The following is an 18,350-nucleotide window of genomic DNA, read 5'->3' on the forward strand; positions in this document are numbered from 1 at the left end:
ATAATAATAAATCTAAAAGATCAATAAATCAGGAGGTATTACATATGAAAAAAATGTTTAATAATTTAAAAATATCAACAAAATTGCTATCACTAGTTATCTTTCTGGCTATAGTTATAGGAAGTGTAGGTTTTTTAGGACTATATAATATGAATAAAATTAATTCAAATGCAACATTATTACATGACTATAATTTAGTTAGTATAGAACAAGTAAATACCTTAAGGCAAAATTATTCCGATATTAGAACAGCGTTAATTAAGATGGTTTATAAGGAAAGAAAAGATAAAGGTGAGGATGAAGAGATTGTTACAGAGATAGAGGGTTTAACTAAAAAAAATGAAAAATTATTTGCAACAATAAAAAGTACTAATGAGAAGATGAGAGTAGACAAGAGTCAAGTAGATCAAGAAAAAGATAAAGTTTTGCTTGATAAAATTGAAAGTTCATCAAAGGGATATTTAGCTTCAGGAAAAAAGGCAACCGATTTTGGATTAGCAAAAGATTTTAAATCAGCTGCAGGTCAACTCTCAGGGGCATCAAAGGATAGAGCTGCTTTATTTGAGGGTATTGATGGTCTTAATGCTAGTAGTGTTAAAGAAGCCAATTCATTTTACTCAGATAACAATATAACATTCAATGGGTCTAAAATGATAATAATAATAATTACTGTATTGGGATTTGTCTTTTCAATTATATTAGGACTTTTTATAGCTTTAGCTATTTCAAGACAACTAAAAAAAGTTGTTAATTTTGCTGGAGATATGGGAAATGGAGATTTAAATAAGGACATAGATATTGATTCAAAAGATGAAATAGGGGATCTTGCTAGAGCGCTAAATAAAGCAAAAGACAATATGAAATTGCTTATATCAGAAATAATTAATAGTTCTAGTGATATCAGTGCTGCTAGTGAAGAGTTGTCCGCAACATCTGAAGAGGTTTCTTCAAAAATGGATATTGTCAATGAATCTACTGATCATATAACCATTGGGATTCAAGATTTAAGTACTACAACGCAAGAAGTTAGTGCATCAACAAAGGAAATTGAAAATACAACAATGGCCTTAATTAACAAGGCTAATGAAAGTTTTAAATCCGCAGTAGAAATTAAGAAAAGAGCAGCTGAAATAAAAGTAAAAGCTACACAAAACATAGAGCAAGGTAATGAAATTTATGAGAAAAATCGTATAAATATACTAAAGGCAATAGATGATGGAAAAGTAGTTAAGGATATTACTGTTATGGCAGATTCAATTGGGGCAATAGCTGAGCAAACAAATTTACTTGCATTAAATGCTGCTATTGAAGCTGCTAGAGCAGGTGAAATGGGTAAGGGATTTGCAGTAGTTGCAGATGAAGTAAGAAGTCTTGCTGAGCAATCATCTGTTGCAGTAGAAAATATTCAGAGTATGGTAAATAAGATTGAAGTGGCATTCAATAATTTATCTAGAAGTGGTCAAGAGGTTTTAGAGTACCTTGAAACCGGTGTAAAACCAAGTTATCAATTACTTATGACTACTGGTGTTCAATATGATCAAGATGCAGATTTTATTAATAATATGGCAAGTGAAATAGCTAGTACATCAAAACAAATGAAAGAAGTTATAGATAAAGTAACTTATGAAATAGGTAATTTATCAGCAACTACTGATAAATCTGCTGCTAGTACAGAAGATATATCTAATAGTATAAATGAGATAACAATTGCAATAGGAGAAGTAGCAAGTTCAGCTCAAAGTCAAGCTGAAACTTCTCAGAAACTAATAGATGTAACTAATAAGTTTAATGTTTAAATAAATATTATAGTAAGTAGTAAAAAAATGAAGCCATAATTGGCTTCATTTTTTTTGCTTCTAATTGTATTAAATTACTTCGAGCTTAACAATCAATAATTGGTTAATCTAATATAAAATTGTATCTACAGATTATCATTTGTTTAAAGAATATAAAAACTGATTTTGATAGTTAACAACACTTTTAAGGTTAATGAATGTTTTTGCTTAAGTAGTTATACTTTAGTTAGTTACAAACGTATACAGTAACCGTATACAAGTAGCTGGATATTTTAAGTTTGATTACAGTGGATTTTCAAACCGATTTATTGTAAAGTAAAAGCAATTTTTTTATGTTATTTATGTAAACGTATAATAAAACAAATCAAGTAATGTTAGTTATAAATAGGGAGGAATTTTAAATGGTTCGTAAATGTATTGTAATGAAAGTATTTAGTGGGTTTCATGCTGAGTATAAAAGACGTCATGATGAAATTTGGCCTGAGATGGTTGAGATGTTACATGAGTATGGTGCAAAAAACTATTCTATTTTCTTGGATGCGCAGACGAATAGTCTAATTGCTTATTTAGAAATTGAAGATGAAGTTTTATGGAGCAAAAGTGATGCAACCGAGATTTGTCAAAAATGGTGGGCTTATATGAAAGATGTTATGGAAACAAATGAGGATAATAGCCCAGTTTCAATGGAGTTAAAAGAATTATTCCATTTAAATTAAAAAAAGGAGGAATAACAAATGATTAGTAAAGAAGAAAATAAACTAGCTTGGAAAACCACTATTTCAGCATCTATGGCAAATTACATTGATGCAGGTTCTATAGTTGCTGGAGCTGCGGGTTTATCACTATGGACTTCGTATCTTCATATGAGTGATGCGAAACTTGGATTATTAAGTGCTTTAAGTTCGAATGCTGTTTCAGCAGCTATTGGTGCGTTAATTGGTGGTTATATATGTGATAAATATGGTCGTAAATTGGTTTATAATTTCTCTATGATATTCTATATGTTTGGTATGTTATTTATTATTTTTTCACAGAATTTTGGAATGATGTTAACTGGATATATTATTGTAGGATTATCAGTTGGTGCTGACATTCCAGCTTCTTGGACAACTATTGCAGAAGGAGCTCCTGCTAAAGAGCGTGCAAAGCATTGTGGTACAGCGCAACTTGCATGGGCGGCAGGTCCCGTTATTGTTATGATTCTATCAGTAACCCTCGGACATTTAGGGCTTCTTGGTAGCCGTATAGTTTTTGGACATTTATTTGTAGTGGCACTTGTAACTTGGTTAATAAGGAGAACTTTGCCTGAGTCACAATCTTGGTTAGATCAAAAGAAAAAAGAAAAACAACTTATAGCAAAAGGACAACTAAAAAAGGTAACTATTAAAGATTTATTAAGACCAGTAAATTTTAAGTCAATAATATTTCTACTTGGTGTATATTTATTTTGGAATTTGGCAGCAGGTACAATGGGATTTTTCATGCCATTAATTTATCAAACAGTTGGTAAGGTTTCAGCAGAAACTGCTAACTTACTTCAAGCAGGTTTATTTGCATGTACAGCTATTGGTACTTATTTTGTATTTATGAGACTTGGAGATAAGGTAAGTCGTAGAGGTATTTATGCGGTATCAGCCATAATGGCAATTGGGGCATGGTCAATATTTTTATTACCAGCGTCAAGTATGAAACCTAGCATGTTATTAATATTTGTTGTTGGATATGGACTTTCATGTGGATTTGGTCAACAACCATTTTATCAATTATGGGCTAGTGAGCTTTTTCCAACAAAATATAGAGCATCTGCTCAAGGTGTAATGTTCTTTGTTGTTCGTATAGCACTTGGTATATGGAGTTTTGTTATCCCAACCATTATGAGCAAGTTTGGTTTCCAATTAGCAGCAGCATGCATGATAGGATTCCTTGTTATTAGTGCTGTAGTTGGTATTGCATTTGCTCCAAATACTTCAGGAAGAACGCTTGATGATATAGAAAAGGAACGTTATGGAAGCATAAGTTAATATATTTTCATAGTAATATAACCGCCATCAACTTTAAATTGTAAGACTAAATTTATAAGGTTATAATAAATTCATAAGACCATAATAAATAAAGAATTATAAAATAAAAAGTGATGGTGATAACATGAATATTAAAGATCTTGATAAAAAATTAAAGCAATTAAATGATATAGAAAAAAAAACTTATGATTTATATAATACTAAAATAAGTACAGAACTTGATATTAAACTTAAAGAACATTTTTCAAATAAAGTTAAAAATAATTTATGGATAATAAACAATGAAAAACTTATGAATGAATCAGAAGTTATAGCAATCCATAAACATGATAGGTTTATAAAATTTGATAAACATAAACATGATTATTTAGAAATGATGTTTGTATATTCTGGCAAAATAAATCAGGTGATTGAAGGAGAAAAATTAGTAATAGAAAGGGGAGAAATTTTATTACTAGACATGAATGTTGAACATAGTATTGAGGCTGCGGGTTTTGATGACATTGCCATTAATGTATTAATCAAAAAAGAATTTTTTGATTGGATTTTTATGAGTCAAATTGCTGATAATGATTTAATCTCAAATTTTATTGTTGAAGCAATATATGGTAAAAATAAGTTCAAGCAATACATTCATTTTAAAACATCCGAAAACGATAAAGTTTGTAATTTTATGATTCAGATACTTATGGAATACTATGATAAAAAAAATGGAATGGAAACTGCTATCCGTGCTTATATGATGTTATTATTTAATGAAATGTTAAGGGATTATAAAAAATATTTATCTAGTGAAATGGTTTCTAAAATTGATTCTACAATATCTACAGAAATTTTAAACTACATTAACAGTAATTATAAGGTTATAACATTAAAAAGCATGGCAGACCATTTTAGTTATAATCCTGATTATATAGGTAAATTAGTTAAGAAAATTATAGGAAAAACTTTAACGGAACTTGTAAAAGAAAAAAAAATTAAAGAAGCAGAATATCTATTGCATAACACAAAGATGCCAGTAATTGAAGTAATTACTGAAGTTGGTTATTCAAACGTGAGTTACTTTTATAGGCAATTTAAGGATCAAGTAGGCGTTACCCCTGATGAATATCGAAAAAAGTAGAAAATAATGTAATAGTTTGATTACTTATTAGGACAGTAAGATTCTCTTTATAGGACATAGGATTAATTAGACTATTAAACTAAAATATTAGCTATAGACAAAGTTATACGAGAAGTAGACGTTTGCAAAAGATTGGAGGTAAGTTATGGAATATTATCTAGCCATTGATATTGGTGCTTCAAGTGGAAGGCATATATTAGGCTCAGTTGAGAATGGAAAATTGAAATTAGAAGAGATTTATAGATTTGAAAATGGAATTAGTAAAGTTTCTGATGAATATTGTTGGGATATTGATAAATTATTTGAAAACATAAAAATAGGAATTAAAAAATGTGTTGAACTTGGAAAAACTCCAAAGAGTGTTGGAATAGATACTTGGGCTGTAGATTTTGTGCTTCTAGATAAAAAGGATGAGATTATAGGAAATGCAGTATCGTATAGGGATGATAGAACTGAAGGTATTATGGAAGAAGTGTTTAAGATTATCCCAAAAGATATGATGTATTTATATACAGGCATCCAGTTTCAAAGGTTTAATACTATATATCAACTACTTTCCATAAAGAAAAATAAACCTGAAATCTTAGAAAAAGCAAAAACCTTCTTAATGATTCCAGATTATCTTAATTTCTTGCTTACTGGTAAAAAAGTTAATGAGTATACTAATGCAACAACTACTCAATTAGTAAATTCTTTTGACAGGACATGGGATCCAAAGATCTTGGATGATTTAGGTATTAAGAAAGACATATTCCAAGAAATAAAATTACCTAAAACTAAAATTGGTGGGTTACGTGACGAGTTAATTGACGAATTTGGATTTGATATGGAGGTTGTACTTCCTGCAACTCATGATACTGGTTCAGCATTTATATCATCAGTATGTAATGATAGTGATAGTCTTTATTTAAGCTCGGGTACATGGTCATTAATTGGCCTTGAAAATAGATTTCCATTATGTGTACCACAAACTATGGAATACAATTTTACTAATGAAGGTGGTATAGATTACAGATTTAGATTTTTGAAAAATATTATGGGACTTTGGGTAATCCAAGAGGTTTCAAGGAATCTTGAAAATAAATATTCTTTTGCGAAGCTGGTAGATTTGGCAAGAGCAAAATCAGATTTTACATCAATAGTAGATGTTAATGATGATAGGTTCTTAAAACCAGAAAACATGATAAAGGAAATAAAGGATTATTGCTTTGAGACGGATCAAAAAGTTCCTGGCGATGTTGGTGAAATAGCAATGTGTGTATATAATAGTTTAGCTCATTGTTATAAGAAGGCTGTAGCAAACATTGAAGAAATATTTGAGAAAAAATTCAAGAGAATAAATATTTTTGGTGGAGGATGTCAAAATAATTTTTTAAATGAGTTAGTTGCCAGGGTTACTGGGAAAGAGGTCTTAGCTGGACCGGTTGAAGCAACTGCAATAGGAAATATCGTAGCTCAGCTCTTAAGTTATAACATTTTTAAAGATTTAGGCGAGGCAAGGGGAGCTATTAAAGAATCATTTAATATTATTACATTTAAACCAGATGACGTTTAAGTATCTATAATTGAGTATACGAATTATAAGGGAGGCAAATATAAATGAACATTAAAGAAAAGTATGAGATGTCTAAAAAAGAATATGAAAAATGGGGACTAGATGTAGATAAGATCTTAGAAGAACTGAGCAGGGTGAAAATATCAATTCATTGTTGGCAAGGAGATGATGTAACTGGTTTTGAAAAAACTCAGAATGCATTATCAGGTGGTATAGCTGCAACAGGTAATTATCCAGGGAAAGCTAGAAATGGAGAAGAATTAAGAAAAGATTTAGATAAAGCTCTAAGCTTAATTCCAGGAAAACATAAGGTTAATTTACATGCTATATATGCTGAAACTGATGGAGAAGTAGTTGAAAGAGACCAGTTAAAACCAGAACATTTTAAAAGATGGGTAGATTGGGCAAAGAAAAACGGTTTAGGTCTTGATTTTAACCCAACAATATTTTCACATCCCAAAGCTGCAGATGGTTTAACTCTATCAAGTCCAGATAAAGAAATAAGAGACTTTTGGATAAGACATTGCAAGGCATCGAGATTAATAGGAGAATATTTTGGTAAGGAGCTTGGACAAACTTGTTTAACAAATATTTGGATTCCAGATGGATATAAAGATATTCCAAGTGATAGAATGGGACCTAGAAAACGACTTAAAGATTCTTTAGATGAAATATTTACACAAAAAATAGATAAAAAATATAATCTTGATTGCGTTGAATCAAAGGTATTTGGTCTTGGAGCAGAAGCTTATACTGTAGGTTCAAGTGAATTTTATATAAGTTATGCAGCAAGAAACAACATAATGTCATTAATGGATACAGGACATTATCATCCAACAGAGGTTGTTTCAGATAAATTATCTGCAATGCTGTTATTTAATGATAAAGTTGCACTTCATGTAAGTAGACCAGTAAGATGGGATTCTGATCATGTTATACTATTTGATGATGAAATTAAAGAACTTTCTAAAGAAATTGTAAGAAATGATGCATTAGATAGAGTAATTATTGGACTTGATTTCTTTGATGCTAGTATAAATAGAATAGCAGCATGGACAATAGGATCAAGAAACATGATAAAATCATTACTAAGTGCAATGCTAACACCTAATGAGAAGTTAAAAGATTTACAAGACCAAGGAAACTTTACTGAAAGATTAGCTTTAATGGAAGAGTTCAAAACTTACCCAATGGGTGATATCTGGAATTACTATTGTGAAAAGAATAATGTTCCAGTAGCAGAAAAATGGCTTGATGATGTTAAAGATTATGAAAAGACTGAATTAAGTAAAAGAAGTTAATTGGATTAAGTATAAAATATAAATTATGAGTGAACTTAGAAAAGGGCCAGCAAATGCTGACCCTTTTCTAAATGTAATTTGTTTAAATGTTTCTTGATACTTCATATGCATCCCAGATTGCGTACATAATATTCTGAACTTGTCTTGCGTCTCCTAGCAGATGAACCTCTGGTACTTTAAACTTTAGTTCATCGTATAAACTCTTTTGTGAGTTATAGCCAATTGCAACAATTGCGCAATCTGCTTTTATAGCTTCTTCTTTTTCGCCTGATTTTAGTATGAAGCCTTCATTAGTAGCACTTGCTACCATTGTATTAAATTTAAGATCTATTTTCTTGAAATTAACTAAATCGCGAAGCATATCCTCATTTGCATGGCACAAAGGGCCACCTACTTTTAAGATGTCACTTTGCATTTCAACAATCGTAACTTTTTTGCCTTGATCTACTAACCATAAAGCAGCCTCGCAACCTACTAGCCCGCCACCAATAATTACTACATTATTACCAGCATCTTTTCTTCCGAGAAGAACATCTTCGGCGCTATAAACTTTACTCGAATTATCAATATTAAGAATTCTAGGAGTTGAACCAGTAGCAACAATTACAACATCAGATTTTAAATTAGTAATGATTTCTTTAGTAGCTTCTGTATTAAATTGTATATCTACTTCTAAATCTTTTAATTCATTTGTATACCATTTAGCAAGGGCTCTGTCATCGTCCTTAAAATCTGGAACTCCTCCAGCTATAATATTTCCACCTAGTCTATCGCTTTTTTCAAGCAAAGTAACTTTATGCCCCCTTAGAGTACAGACTCTAGCTGCTTCACAACCAGCCACTCCGCCACCAATGATGACCACTTTTTTACTTTTTCTAGCAGAAGCTATGCCGTATTCATTTTCTCTTCCGCAAGCCGGGTTTACAGCGCAAGATACGGTGGCATAAGTAGCGAGCCTTCCCATACAACCTTCTTGGCATGATAAACAAGGTCTCACCTTATCAAATTTATCAGCCATTATCTTATTAGGTATTTCAGCATCTGCAAGAAGAGGTCTTCCAAGCGCAATCATGTCTGTTTTTCCTTGTAGGATAGATTCACTTGCAAGTTCAGGGTCTTCCATTCTACCAGCAGTAATTACAGGAACTTTAAGTACTTTTTTTAGTATTTCATTGTACTCTAAATACATCCCTTTTTTCTGATACATTGGTGGATGACTCCAATACCAAGAATCATAAGAACCTACATCTCCATTAAAAGCATCATAACCAGCTTCTTCAAGAATTTTAGCTGCCTCAATTCCTTCTTCTATATCTCTACCTTTTTCCTCGAAATCTTCACCAGGAAGGCCACCTTGCCTCCAATCTTTAATAAAACTTTTAATGCTATAACGTAGTGAAACTGGATAATCCTGTCCACATGCTTCTTTTATCGCTTGTACAACTTCTATAGCAAATCTTAGTCTATTTCTTAAACTTCCACCATACTCATCTGTTCTATTATTAAAAAATGAAATTGCAAATTGATCAAGTAAATAACCTTCATGTACGGCATGAATTTCAATACCGTCAAAACCAGCTTTTTTAGCTATAACAGCTGACTGCGCAAATTTTTTAATATAAGTTTTTATTTCTTCTATAGTTAAGGCTCTACAGGTAACTCCATCAAGCCATCTATGAGGAATCGGTGACGGTGCTACTGCGGTTTTGCCTACAATTGAAGGTATACTTACTCTTCCAAATCCAGCTGACAACTGCAAAAACATTTTTGCCCCATAAGCATGTACTCTTTCAGTCATAATTTTTCCTGTTTTAACAAAGTTCAAAGGATTAAGTGTTGGACAAGGCATTGATGGTAAAGCACACTTTTCAATGTCATTTTCAACCATAGTTACTCCGGTAATAATTAAACCGGTACCGCCTTTAGCCCTCTCAACGTAATACTCTACTCCACGTTCATTATAAGTTCCATCGGCGTCACATAACCCACCAGGACCCATTGGTGCCATAACAAATCTGTTTTTAATTTCTAATTTACCTATTTTCATTGGCTGAAAAAGAATTTCATACTTTTTTTTCAAAATAATACCCCCTATGAAATAAAGTCTAGTGAATTTATTCAACGAACAAACTCACTGAATAGGTTCATTATATAAATATGTTATATTTATGTCAATACAATTATAAAACTTAAACTTATAAACAAAGTTGACAAACCATATTAATAACCTATAATTTACTTAGAAAAAGATTATAGTTAGGAGATTTATTATGGATGAAGAAAAGTTAAACAACAGACAACTACAAGCACTTAACACTAAAAACAAAATATATAAAAGTGCAATTGACCTTATGGACAAGAAAGGTTATAAAAATATTAAAATACAAGATATATGTAAAAAAGCCGGAGTTTCTGTAGGTTCTTTTTATAATTGTTTTGAATCTAAAAATGAAATTCTTATAGAAATATATAAGCGGGCAGATGAATATTTTATTAAGGAAGTTGCCAATAATATATATTGCGATAACGCTACAAATGAAATTATTAAGTATTTTGATTATTATGCAAAGTATAATGTTCAAGTTGGAATTGACACAATGAAATTATTGTATAACTCAAATAATAAGTTATTTATAACTAAAGGTAGGGATATGCAAAATCTACTGAATATTATTATAGAAAGAGGGCAAGAAAAAAATGAGCTTAGTAATGAGATGTCTAAAGAAAGTATTACTGAATATTTATTTATAGCTGCGAGAGGGGTTGTATATAATTGGTGTCTTTATGATGGAAAATTTGACCTTTTAGAAGCAATGAATGAATATATGAAGCGTTTTATAATTATATTTAAATATGAAAATAGTATTAAACAAAAGAATAGCTAATAGGTAGTTATTTTAAACTACCTATTAGCTATCAACAACACTCTATTTAATTATTTGCAGAATTATTGTTTATTAATTATGGTTTATAGATGGTTAAGTGCTTCCACAAGAGCCATTATAGTTAATGATTGTCCATAAGCCATTGGAGCTATAATTATATTCTTATAATGATCTACATTATATCCCATGCCAGTTCCACCGGATACTTTTAATACAGTACCATCTTTTTCTATGTTGTTACATAATGCTTTTATTGTTTTCTCAGCATATGGTTTAAATGAGTCATCAAGTATTCCTAGGCGTATTCCAGTTAAAATACCAGTAACTATAGCTGCAGAGCCAGAAACTTCCTCATAACTAGTAACATCGTCTATAACTGTATGCCATAAACCGGACTTTGCTTGATATTTAACTAAGGTATTTACTTGAGCTTTAAAAGTATCAAGTAAAAATTTCTTGATCCCTGGATTCATTGTGCCTTCAAATGCCTCGATATAGTCTAAAATTCCAAAAGTAAACCATGAATTACCTCTGCACCAAAAAACTTCACCAAAATTACTGTTTTCATTAAAACTCCAACCGTGATAGAATAGACCAGATTTTTTATCATATAAATATTTTATATGAACAAGCATTTGATTAATTGATTCATCAACCCAATCCTTCCTGTTATATTTTTGCCCCATTTTATTTAAAAATAAGACGGTCATAAATATGGTATCTATCCACATCTCACTTTCATTTAACCTTACTGCTTGCCTATCACCATTTGCACTAGTTACATGTTGGAAAGCACCTTCTTTAGTTCTTGGAAGGCAATTTATGAGCCAGTCAGCCCATGTTAAGCAAAGGTTTTCATATTCGGGATTATTAATAACTTCGCATAGATTTACAAGGGTTAGCAATGGTGCCGTAGTATTGATGTTTTTAGAAGGTAATCCTATTTCTATATTAGTTTTATACCAATTAGTTAAAAAGTCTAAATACTTATCACTCTTGTCGTGTTTATCTAATTTTAATAAACCATATAGACCTACACCTTGTGGCCAATCCCATTCTTGAATACCAAAATCTCTAGGAAATAAACCTATTGATTCGCCGCCTTCTTTAGGTAACTTTTTTTCAACGGTTGGACTATCTAGGTTAATTAGTTTATTAACAACTAGATCCAGTTTAATACGTATTTCTTTTTCTGTTAATTTCATAATACCACCTCACTATATTATAGTTTATAATTAATTTTACGCTATATACAAATTATACATTACTAAAGACAATAAATATACACATAAACAAAACAAAACAAAGAAAACATAAAATATAGTGATTTAGGTGCATAGTATAGTTATTAGTGGCTGATAAAGAATGGATAACAGACTTTGGCAGTTAACATAGGTACAAACAAACAAGATACCAACACTTACAAATATAACACACATAAAATATGTTGACTTTATGTTGCATGTGGAGTAATATCAATATAAAAGTTTGAGTAAACGTTAACGTTAATTTACGTAAACGTTAACGGTTAAATACAAAAGATATATCAGGAGGGGAAAAATATGAGTAAAAAAGACGGGAAAATAAGATTTATAAATTATTTTTCATATGGAATGAATGATTTTATAGGAGCGGGGGCATTTGCTTTAACATCTGCATGGTTATTATATTTTTATACTACATTTTGTGGCTTATCGCCAATTCAAGCTGCCTCAATATTTGCATTGGCTCGCGTTGTCGATGCGGTAGCAAGTCCTACAATGGGATTTATAACAGACAATTTCCATAAGACTAAATTAGGAAGGAGGTTTGGAAGACGGAAATTCTTCTTGTTACTTGCAATACCTCTCGTAGGAGTTTACACAACTATTTGGATTAGTGGATTCACTTATTTTTACTATCTTGCAACTTATATAGCATTTGAGTTAGTGTATACTATGATACTTATACCATATGATACGCTAGCTGCAGAAATGACATCAGATTTTAAAGTAAGGGCTAAACTTACTAGTGCAAGAATGTACATAGCTCAGTTTTCTGCATTCTTAGCAGCATTTATACCAGGAAGACTTATAAATTTATTAGGAAAAGAATCACCTAAGTCATTCTTGTATGCAGCTATGATTTTTACTGTAATATTTGTTATTGTATTAATCCTTGTCTACCTATTTACATGGGAAAGACCACTTGCAGAGATAGAGGCTGCAGAGGCGAGTGAGGTTAAAGAAAAATTAACATTTATGCAAAATGTACAAAAGATATATGTAGATTTGGTAACAACACTTAGAATTAGAACTTTCAGAGCCCATTTGGGTATGTATATTGGGGGGTACTTAGCACAAGACACATTTAATGCAGTATTCACTTATTTTGTAGTTTTTGCATTATTTCAAAATGTTATAATGGCATCAAATTTAATTGCAGTAATGTATATATTCCAAATAGCAGGTGTTGGTATAGCAACATATTTAACACTTAAATTAAATCCAGGAGCTGCATTTAGAGTAGTATCTTCAATTTTTATAATAAGCATTATAGGATATTTGATTGTGTACAAGACTATTCCAACAAGTATTATAGCTTTATATGCTGTATCTTGTATTGCTGGACTAGGACGTGGTGGAATAAATTTTGTGCCTTGGAATAACTATACTTTTGTTCCGGATGTAGACGAAATAGTATCTGGGGATAGACGTGAGGGAGTTTTTGCAGGATTTATGTGTTTCCTTAGAAAAGCTTCTCAGGCACTTGCTATTTTTTTAGTAGGAGTTGCATTAGAAGAGGCACACTTTGTATCTGGAGTAAAAACGCAGCCACAAGAAGCTTTAAATATAATGGTGGTTATATTAATAGCAGCACCTATTATATTCCTTATTATAGGTATTATAGCATCATTTAAATTTACAGTAACAAGGGAATCTCATGATATATTAAAGAAAGAAGTAAAAAGATTAAAGACGGGCGGATCAAAGGCTGATGTTGATGATGAAACTCGCAAAACTGTAGAAGAATTAACAGGATGGGATTATGAGAAGCTATGGGGAAATAATCCTGTAGGATATAAGAATTGGAAAAAATGTAAAGCTAAAGATAAACAAGCAAGTATGTAATAAATTAGTATTTATTGATAAATAGTTAGTATGTTAGTATATAAAAAGAGCTACCTTAAATTAGGAAAAATTTCTAAAAGGGTAGTTTTTTTTATAATATTCATTAAAATTAAAGGAAAAATTTAAAGGTGAAAGACTAATATTGATGTTGTATATTAATGCTATACAAGTTTTAGGAAAACAACAAGTATGATTTACAGATAATAAAATTTATTTAGGGAGTGGATTAGGTTATGAGAATTGGAATTCGCGGACATGATATAGGACAATACAAATTAGAGGAATTAGCAGAAATATTGGAAGGTAAAAATCTTAAAAGTATTCAATTTGTACCTAAAAAAATAATAACTGAATTTAAAATTATGAGTGGAAGCATGACACCAGGAATGGCTGAGCATATTAAGCAAATACTTACAAAACATAATTTGAATATAAGTATACTCGGATGTTATATAAATTTAGCAAATCCAGATGATAATGAACTTAATGAACTATTAGAGAATTTCAAAGAACATATACGTTTTGCAAAATATTTAGGATGTAATATAGTTGGGACAGAAACAGGAGCACTTAATAGAGAGTATGTTTATACAAAAGATAACAATACAGAAGAGGCATTTAAGAGGTCTCTAAGTTCAATAAAAATACTTGTAAAAGAAGCAGAAAAGTTTGGAGTTGTAGTTGGAGTTGAGGGAGTCACAAAACATGTGATGAACACACCGGAAAGGCTAAAGAGAGCAATAGATTGTGTTAATTCTAATAACCTACAAATTATATTTGATCCTATTAATTTTATAGATGAGACAAATTTCGATAAACAAGATGAGATAATAAAGAAATCATTCGAATTATTTGGTGATAAAATAGCAATCATCCATGCTAAAGATTTTGTATACGATGATGGAAAAGTAAAACAAGTCTCGATTGGTAGTGGAAAATTTAACTATCCATTATTATTATCTTTAATAAAAGAAAGAAAGCCATACATTGATATAATACTTGAGGACACAGTTCCAACAGATTTAGATTCGAGTATTAAATATATAGAGGAATTATATAAAAAAATATGAGTGTAATTAACATTTATGTTATAATATAAACTAATAATTCAAACTATTTAAGTTAGACATGAATTAGTGGGGTTATTAATATATTTTATTATATAATAAAAGGAGACCTAAAATGATATCGAGTAAGATGAAAGATTTAGTTGCTAACAGTTCTATAATAAGAGCTATGTTTGAGGAAGGTAAAAGATTATCTGATATTTATGGTGAAGAAAATGTTTTTGACTATAGCTTAGGTAATCCAAATGCTCTTCCACCTGAAAATATTAAAGTTGAAATTAATAAAATATTAAATGAAATAGCGCCTAAACTTGTCCACGGTTATATGAATAATTCTGGATATGAAGATGTTAGAGGAAAAATTGCTGAATTTTTAAATAAAAAGCACAATATAGATATTTCATACAATAATATAGTTATGACTTGTGGGGCAGCCGGAGGATTAAATATTTTATTGAAAACATTACTTAATCCAGAAGATGAAGTTATTGTTTTTGCACCATTTTTTGGTGAATACAGAAACTATGTAAATAATTTTGATGGTAAACTTGTTGTCGTTTCTACAGATATTGATACTTTTGAACCTAATATGGAGAGTTTAAAAGATAAAATAAATAGTAAAACAAAAGCAATTATTATAAACTCACCCAATAATCCAACGGGTGTCGTATACTGCGAAAAGGTTATACAAGACTTATCAGATTTAATGAATCAAAAACAGGATGAGTTAGGTACAAGCATATATCTTATATCCGATGAGCCTTATAGAGAAATAGTTTATGATAATGTTGTTGTTCCATATATTTTGAAATATTATACAAATTCATTTATTGGATATTCCTACAGTAAATCATTATCACTGCCTGGGGAAAGAATAGGCTACGTAGTTGCAAATACAAAGATGGACTGTTTTGATGATATAATGATATCTCTTAATGTTGCAAATAGAATTCTAGGATTTGTAAATGCGCCATCACTTTTCCAGAGAGTTATTGCAAATTGCCTTGAGGCCGAAGTTGATGTTAATATATACCAAAAAAATAGAGATTTATTATATAACTATCTTACAAAAATAGGATTTAAATGCGTAAAACCACAAGGAGCATTTTATTTATTTATTAGGACACCAATAAAGGATGATAAAAAGTTCTGCGAGGATGCAAAAGAATTCAACCTATTATTAGTAGCGGGATCTGCTTTTGAATGTTCAGGGCATGCAAGGTTATCATACTGTATTGATTATGAGAAAATAAAAAATTCATTACCAGCTTTTGAAAAACTAGCAAAATCATACAATCTTAAATAGTATAATTTTAAAATTATTGTTTTTATTTTTAAATTATATATAATAAGAAATAGAAATCTCAGTTTGCATACATAATGTATCAAATTGAGATTTTATTATGAATTTATAAAATACAATTTGCTGTGTGGCAATATAATTAGTTATATGTTAATATATAACTAATTATATTATAAATGTAGAAATAACATAAGAAATAGAAAGAGTCACTATCTATATTACTTAATTCGGTAATATTTTTTAATATTTTTTAATATTTTTTTAAAATAAAAGGATTTACCAAATAATTGTAGAATTTATAATTATTAGGATGTATAATTGATATGTAAAGGAGATTACGAACATGGAAGAGAAAAAAATAAATATAATTATTGTTGATGATAACAAGGAATTCTGTAATATTCTTAATGATTACTTACTAACGCAAAAGGATATAGTTGTTACTGGCATTGCACAAAATGGAATAGAAGCAATAAAATTGATTGAGGAAAAGAAACCTGATCTAGTAGTACTTGATATAATTATGCCGATTCTTGATGGACTAGGAGTTTTAGAGAGGCTAAATACAATGGAGATCCAGCCAAGGCCTCGTATAATAATGTTATCAGCAGTTGGTCATGAAAAAATTACCCAAAGAGCTATATCACTTGGAGCAGATTATTATGTTATAAAACCTTTTGATATGGAAGTATTCGCTAATAGAATAAGACAAACGCTAAATGAAAATATATATAATGATGAAATACCGAAAACGATTTCTTATGTTGATAACGATGAAATCAAAACCAATAGAAGTAAGCCGGTTGAAGTCGATATGATTGGTCAAATAACAAGCATTATTCATGAGATTGGAATACCGGCTAATTTAAAAGGTTATATGTTTGTACGCGAAGCAATAAACATGGTAGTGAATGATATTGATCTTTTATCATCAGTTACAAAAGAATTATATCCATTAGTAGGCGAAAAATTTAATACTACTGCGAGTAGAGTAGAAAGAGCAATAAGACATGCAATAGAAGTTGCATGGAGTAGAGAGCAAGTAGAAACCATAACCAATCTTTTTGGTTATACAATTAATAATGAAAAAGGCAAACCAACTAACTCTGAATTTATAGCGATGGTTGCTGATAAGTTAAGATTACAAAATAGGGTTAGCTAGTCTTAGTTATACCAATAGACTTTTTCTATTTATGAATATAAATAGAGGAGGTCTATTTTAATTTAAAAAATTAATTTCTTTATGATTGTCATTTTCATTCACATTTAGACTTATTATGAATACATTAGTAGTGTAGAATATACATTATTTATGTTCTATGCAAACCCATTAATTAAACTTTTAAATTTATAATGAAGGCAATTCAAACTATTAATCTGATTTAGTAGAACATATATCAACGTATAAGTCTTATGTTGAAAATATATTATAGTGATATATGTAGCTATAAAATTCTTGATGACGAGATCAGTATTAGTAAGTAGTGTCTTAGTTTAAATTTATATATAAAAAGGAGTTTTATTAAATGGGTAAAATTGAAAATTGTAGTAAGTGTTCATGTGAATTATGTAGTGTTATTAATGCAGACCCAGTAGATATGGAGAAACATGGTGCTAGATTACTAACTGTAAGAATAAGAGTAAACAATGTATGTTTTGATAAAAAAGTAGCTGTTGCAGTTATAATATATGACAATTGCCACAGAATACTCGCATTTAGAGGTTTTATTACAGTAGTGTGTAAAGAAAATGAATGTAGAGATGAATGTGGTACGATTGTAAGGAAATTAGTGTTTGTACTTCCAGATGATGATAGTAGTGACCCTGATGAAATTGAAGTTCGTACAGCGGCTAATTATATATATCCATGTGAGTCTAATTGTTAATGGTGGCTCATAGACAAAATATAACTGTTGATCCAATAGTATATGAAGAATTTTGCAAGTATGCAAAAATGAAAGGTATGAAAATTTCTACATGGGTGGCTATGAAAATGAAAGAGGCAGTAGCGGAAGAGAAAGAACTTAAAAAAGAAAACTAAGGACATTTAAAAGTTATAGACCTTTCTATTTATTGGATATTTTATACCATAAATAGGGAGGTCTATTTATGGTATAAAATCTAGTACATATATTACACTTATTGTTTTATATTTGATCCAAAAACAAAGAATGAGGGGAAATCTGTCA

15 protein-coding genes are annotated in these 18,350 nt (G+C 30.2%); 13 read left to right on the forward strand and 2 right to left on the reverse strand.

Translation table 11 applies throughout. The features are described 5' to 3' along the window. Nucleotides 1-44: 44 nt before the first annotated feature. The 6 genes from KPL44_RS06975 to rhaA all read left to right on the forward strand — a co-directional run bounded on the left by KPL44_RS06975 (nt 45) and on the right by rhaA (nt 7,796). Nucleotides 45-1,796: a methyl-accepting chemotaxis protein gene (locus tag KPL44_RS06975; RefSeq protein ID WP_216248174.1), complete on the forward strand. Its 1,752-nt coding sequence runs from the start codon at nt 45-47 to the stop codon at nt 1,794-1,796. A gap of 401 nt (nt 1,797-2,197) precedes the next feature. Continuing rightward, nucleotides 2,198-2,512: an L-rhamnose mutarotase gene (rhaM, locus tag KPL44_RS06980; protein ID WP_216248175.1), complete on the forward strand. Its 315-nt coding sequence runs from the start codon at nt 2,198-2,200 to the stop codon at nt 2,510-2,512. A gap of 18 nt (nt 2,513-2,530) precedes the next feature. Further along, a complete protein-coding gene (locus KPL44_RS06985) occupies nt 2,531-3,817 on the forward strand; it encodes an MFS transporter (RefSeq protein ID WP_216248176.1) in 1,287 nt (428 codons plus the stop codon). A gap of 124 nt (nt 3,818-3,941) precedes the next feature. Beyond that, a complete protein-coding gene (locus KPL44_RS06990) occupies nt 3,942-4,940 on the forward strand; it encodes an AraC family transcriptional regulator (protein ID WP_216248178.1) in 999 nt (332 codons plus the stop codon). A 145-nt stretch (nt 4,941-5,085) separates the two neighbouring features. Continuing rightward, complete coding sequence (gene rhaB / locus KPL44_RS06995) at nt 5,086-6,495, forward strand: rhamnulokinase (RefSeq protein ID WP_216248181.1); 1,410 nt, start codon at nt 5,086-5,088, stop codon at nt 6,493-6,495. A gap of 44 nt (nt 6,496-6,539) precedes the next feature. Continuing rightward, nucleotides 6,540-7,796, forward strand: a complete 1,257-nt coding sequence (gene rhaA / locus KPL44_RS07000; protein ID WP_216248182.1) for an L-rhamnose isomerase — start codon at nt 6,540-6,542, stop codon at nt 7,794-7,796. An 82-nt stretch (nt 7,797-7,878) separates the two neighbouring features. Here rhaA and KPL44_RS07005 read toward each other — a convergent pair whose 3' ends face one another. Beyond that, entirely contained in the window at nt 7,879-9,876 is a 1,998-nt protein-coding gene (locus KPL44_RS07005; protein ID WP_216248184.1) for an FAD-dependent oxidoreductase, read from the reverse strand. 190 nt (nt 9,877-10,066) lie between these two features. Here KPL44_RS07005 and KPL44_RS07010 point away from each other — a divergent pair, with 190 nt between their 5' ends. Continuing rightward, complete coding sequence (locus KPL44_RS07010; protein WP_216248186.1) at nt 10,067-10,681, forward strand: TetR/AcrR family transcriptional regulator; 615 nt, start codon at nt 10,067-10,069, stop codon at nt 10,679-10,681. Between the two features lie 83 nt (nt 10,682-10,764). Here KPL44_RS07010 and KPL44_RS07015 read toward each other — a convergent pair whose 3' ends face one another. Next, entirely contained in the window at nt 10,765-11,886 is a 1,122-nt protein-coding gene (locus KPL44_RS07015) for a glycoside hydrolase family 88/105 protein (protein ID WP_216248188.1), read from the reverse strand. 357 nt (nt 11,887-12,243) lie between these two features. Between KPL44_RS07015 and KPL44_RS07020 the strand changes: the two genes are divergently transcribed. The 6 genes from KPL44_RS07020 to KPL44_RS07045 all read left to right on the forward strand — a co-directional run bounded on the left by KPL44_RS07020 (nt 12,244) and on the right by KPL44_RS07045 (nt 18,202). Further along, on the forward strand, nt 12,244-13,791 hold the full coding sequence (locus KPL44_RS07020; RefSeq protein ID WP_216248190.1) for an MFS transporter: 1,548 nt from the start codon (nt 12,244-12,246) through the stop codon (nt 13,789-13,791). Nucleotides 13,792-14,024: 233 nt separating this feature from the next. Beyond that, nucleotides 14,025-14,861 (forward strand): sugar phosphate isomerase/epimerase family protein, encoded by an 837-nt coding sequence (locus KPL44_RS07025; RefSeq protein WP_216248191.1) that lies wholly within the window; start codon nt 14,025-14,027, stop codon nt 14,859-14,861. A 112-nt stretch (nt 14,862-14,973) separates the two neighbouring features. After that, nucleotides 14,974-16,164, forward strand: coding sequence for a pyridoxal phosphate-dependent aminotransferase (locus tag KPL44_RS07030; RefSeq protein WP_216248193.1), 1,191 nt, complete (start codon nt 14,974-14,976; stop codon nt 16,162-16,164). Between the two features lie 340 nt (nt 16,165-16,504). Next, complete coding sequence (spo0A, locus tag KPL44_RS07035; protein ID WP_216248196.1) at nt 16,505-17,323, forward strand: sporulation transcription factor Spo0A; 819 nt, start codon at nt 16,505-16,507, stop codon at nt 17,321-17,323. Nucleotides 17,324-17,687: 364 nt separating this feature from the next. Beyond that, nucleotides 17,688-18,047, forward strand: coding sequence for a hypothetical protein (locus KPL44_RS07040; RefSeq protein ID WP_216248198.1), 360 nt, complete (start codon nt 17,688-17,690; stop codon nt 18,045-18,047). Beyond that, nucleotides 18,047-18,202, forward strand: coding sequence for a hypothetical protein (locus tag KPL44_RS07045; protein WP_216248199.1), 156 nt, complete (start codon nt 18,047-18,049; stop codon nt 18,200-18,202). The genes KPL44_RS07040 and KPL44_RS07045 overlap by 1 nt, the downstream gene beginning before the upstream one ends. Nucleotides 18,203-18,350 lie beyond the last annotated feature (148 nt).

The sequence above is a fragment of the Clostridium sp. DSM 17811 genome, from assembly GCF_018861905.1.
Lineage (GTDB): Bacteria > Bacillota > Clostridia > Clostridiales > Clostridiaceae > Clostridium_AD > Clostridium_AD frigoriphilum.